Source organism: Vibrio sp. 10N.286.55.E10 (genome assembly GCF_002872555.1).
GTDB classification, from domain to species: Bacteria; Pseudomonadota; Gammaproteobacteria; order Enterobacterales; family Vibrionaceae; genus Vibrio; species Vibrio crassostreae.
The window spans coordinates 1-3,395 of record NZ_MCSD01000041.1 but is presented as its reverse complement, the minus strand read 5'-3'; the positions used below and the strand labels follow the sequence as shown (position 1 = coordinate 3,395).

Here is a 3,395-nt window from a genome sequence, read left to right as displayed (position 1 = left end):
CTCCGAAAACATAACGCCGCGTTAAGTAGTGAGCAACGCCTCCACCTAACCTAAACCATTGCACCGTAAACACTAAAGCTGATTCAAACCCAAATTGTCAAGCGTTGCGAATCTGCCTTAAACGCTTTGTATGGATAATAAGCATTCCAATCGGGTAAGGTGAGACCCAGACTTTAGCTGCAACTAAAGTTCTTCTATCTGGTAGTTCGATTAAACGATGGCTCCTCGATTGAGAGACCGGTAACAAGTACGAACGTCAGATAGAACTCCAAGCACCACACTCGAATAGTCTTCTGGGTCTCGAGCCCGCATTTGCAAGCAAGAGTTAGCTTATTATGAATACAAACACACTTCAAAACATTAATGTTGGCGTTGATACTGGTAAGTCACAATTAGACATCTATGTCCGTCCACTCGACATTTACTTCACCGTACCAAACACCGATAAAGGCATCAGCGATGCCATTAAAATCATTAAGAAACACAAACCTCAACGCGTCGTCATCGAGGCTACAGGTCGATTAGAAATGCCCTTCATACTCGCCTGTGATAAAGCTAAATTGCCTTATGTCGTTGCCAATCCACTACGTATTAAAAGGTTTGCTGAAGCCATTGGTCAACGAGCTAAGAACGACCGTTTAGATGCCGAACTCATCGCACATTATGCCGAACGAGTTCAGCCCGAACTTACCAAGCTAAAAAGCGAAAACATACGCCTTATGAGTGACTTAGTCACGAGGCGGAACCAACTACTCACCATACAAACCATGGAAAGAAACCGACTACAAATATTACCCAAGAACATCTCATCGACTATTACTCCGATTCTAACCGCTCTAAAAAATCAGCTTGAAAAAGTAGAGGCAAAGATAGAAAAGCTGATTGAGAGCTGCCCTGAATATCAAGCTAAGAACACCATCCTTCAAAGCATGCCTGGCGTAGGAAAGATCTTAGCCGCCTCCCTAATTAGCAATGTATCCGAACTCGGTTTTATCACTAACAAGCAAGCCTCTTCTCTCATTGGCGTAGCACCTATAACAAGAGAGAGCGGACGCTTCAAAGGCAAACGGATGATAAAAGGAGGTCGACCTCAAGTTAGAACAGTCATGTACATGGCAATGATGTCGGCTATCCAATGCAACCCTGTATTTAAGGCTACTTATGAACGATTACTTGCGGCAGGAAAACCTAAAAAAGTAGCGATAGTTGCCTGCATGAGAAAGATGGTTGTGACACTCAATTCAATGCTAAGAGACGGTGCAATATGGGATAAAGATAGCGTCAAAAATTAACTATTGACGCCATAGTCTCTTGTTATATTCCCCAAACACTTAACTCAAAGTCATTTCGACAAAACGAAGTGTGATTAAACTCCGCAATTACACCACAGTCTAGATCTGAACCAACCCACCCAAAATCGAAAGTTTCATTTTCACTTGTAAATGACTCAAGCTCACTTAGAAAAAGAAGTAGATCTGAAAGTTTAACCTTATAATAAGGTCCATCGGTGGCAAAGAATAACCAGCCTTCATGGTCTCGCGAAGGAAATTTTCTCAGCGTACCAAAAAGATCACTCCAATGCTTAAAGGTAATATTTTTCCAACTTTCGATAGGACCTCTAGTAGTTGTCTGGGTATCTGTTTCTTGATCCCAAGTTGAAAAAGCCGCATAGCGTAAACAATTTCCATCACTAGAGAAATCTACTTGCTCTAAATATCTAGCCAATAACTCAGGAAGCAGAGAAAGTAGCGTCTCTCTGCTTCTCCGATTTCGATTTTCTTTAAGATTTTGCTCAATTTTGTTCATAATTCACCCGGGAATATAACGCCCTGTTAAGGTGTGAGCAACGCAATACCGAAGCAGCAGCATACCACCTTAAACACTAAAACCAACGCATAGTAAAAATGCCACGCGTTGCGAATCACTCTTAAACAGTTTGTTATATTTTTCTTAACGCTGACCGCACTTCTTCGACTGTATAAGGCGGGTTTCGTTTATGCACAACTCTATGACAATTTGGGCAAAGAGGAACTAAATCAGCGATGGGATCAATTTGATAATCAACACCAATTTCGGAAATAGGTTTGATATGGTGTACCTCAATAATACCTTCAGCAATTGCCCCGTAAATTTCACCCATATTATTAGAGCAGCATTGACACTTTAACCCATGATGTTCAATACAAGCGGCACGTGCATACCGATTTCTTTCAAATTTACTGACTTGAACTTGAACCCTTTTCCCTTCCCACAAAGGCGTGTCGGTCTCGATATCAGGTAATATAGCTGAGTCTTCATTTACAATATTTAGTACTATTTCATGCAATTCAGACTCACTGAGATTTTTAAGAGACTCATTAACTTTTACACGAGACGCTCTCGTATCAGCACCTTTATATCCTGCTCTATGAGGAAAAAAAGCATCGTACTCATCTCGCAGTCTCTTTAATGAACTATCTGGCATAAAAAAGAATCGAGAGTAACTAATAAGCAAATTCGTCATATTTTTATTAGGCTCAAGATTTTTATATGAATCTGGAAATTTCGCCAAATAGTAGGCAACAACATGCGCTTCTTCTGGAATATGAGCCATTGGTATCTCCTATACTATGAATAAAAATATAACGCCCAATTAAGTAGCTGACAACGCTACCGATATACTCAAACTTAACACCGTAATCACTAAAGCTAAACCGAGCTAAAAATGCCAAGCGTTGGCAGTCTGCTTGAATTGCTTGTTATGTGGATTTTCATTTACGCAAATCTATTGGAGTCAATGAACCGTAACCGTCTTGACCGAATACTCTCACAGGGAGACTAGGCTCTAAATCACCAATCTGACTCCAGATTAACTGAACCCATTTTGCGGCACAGTCGACTACAACATCGTTAACGTCAAAACCAACGTCAGCATCAAAAGGGTCTATCGTAGGTATGTAAGGTTCGATTTTAGTACCTATGCACTTCGGGTCGAAAATACTAGCGAACTCTTGAATTGATTTATTCAAGACATATAAATCTGGTCCATCTAGGCTTACATATACAGAAAATAACCCATCACCATCTTGGCTAGGGAAAATTTCAATATGAACCTCACGTGCGTTGCTAGGTATATTTTCAAATAGCCGCCTTAACAAAGAGATAGCTGAATCACTATGCTTCAACAATTCAATATTCAGCTCTTCTTCAAAACTCATACATAATTTCCCTCAATACACATAACGCCCAATTAAGGGGTGAGCAACGCTACCACCCAGCCTAAAGCATTGTGCCATAAACACTAAATTGAAAGTAGAACCAAAAAATGCCAAGCGTTGGGAATCCCTCTTAAATTGTTTGTTATGTTTGGGCTTCAAGGGATGCACATAACTCTACTTCACGACCTGCGACCAAGT

Annotated in this window: 4 protein-coding genes; 1 reads left to right on the top strand and 3 read right to left on the bottom strand. The window is 40.5% G+C overall.

All coding sequences use genetic code 11. From position 1 onward, the window contains the following. The first annotated feature begins 335 nt into the window (after positions 1-335). Positions 336-1,292: an IS110 family transposase gene (locus tag BCV39_RS18595; protein ID WP_102431735.1), complete on the top strand. Its 957-nt coding sequence runs from the start codon at positions 336-338 to the stop codon at positions 1,290-1,292. Between the two features lie 22 nt (positions 1,293-1,314). Here BCV39_RS18595 and BCV39_RS18590 read toward each other — a convergent pair whose 3' ends face one another. From BCV39_RS18590 to BCV39_RS18570, 3 genes are all read right to left on the bottom strand, one after another. After that, positions 1,315-1,806 (bottom strand): hypothetical protein, encoded by a 492-nt coding sequence (locus BCV39_RS18590; protein ID WP_102431734.1) that lies wholly within the window; start codon positions 1,804-1,806, stop codon positions 1,315-1,317. A gap of 133 nt (positions 1,807-1,939) precedes the next feature. Further along, positions 1,940-2,593 carry an HNH endonuclease gene (locus BCV39_RS18580; protein WP_102431732.1) on the bottom strand — a complete coding sequence of 218 codons (654 nt, stop codon included), beginning with the start codon at positions 2,591-2,593 and terminating at the stop codon, positions 1,940-1,942. Positions 2,594-2,750: 157 nt separating this feature from the next. Continuing rightward, the gene (locus BCV39_RS18570; protein WP_102431730.1) at positions 2,751-3,197 is read right to left on the bottom strand and encodes a DUF6389 family protein; all 447 of its coding nucleotides are present in this window, start codon (positions 3,195-3,197) and stop codon (positions 2,751-2,753) included. Positions 3,198-3,395 lie beyond the last annotated feature (198 nt).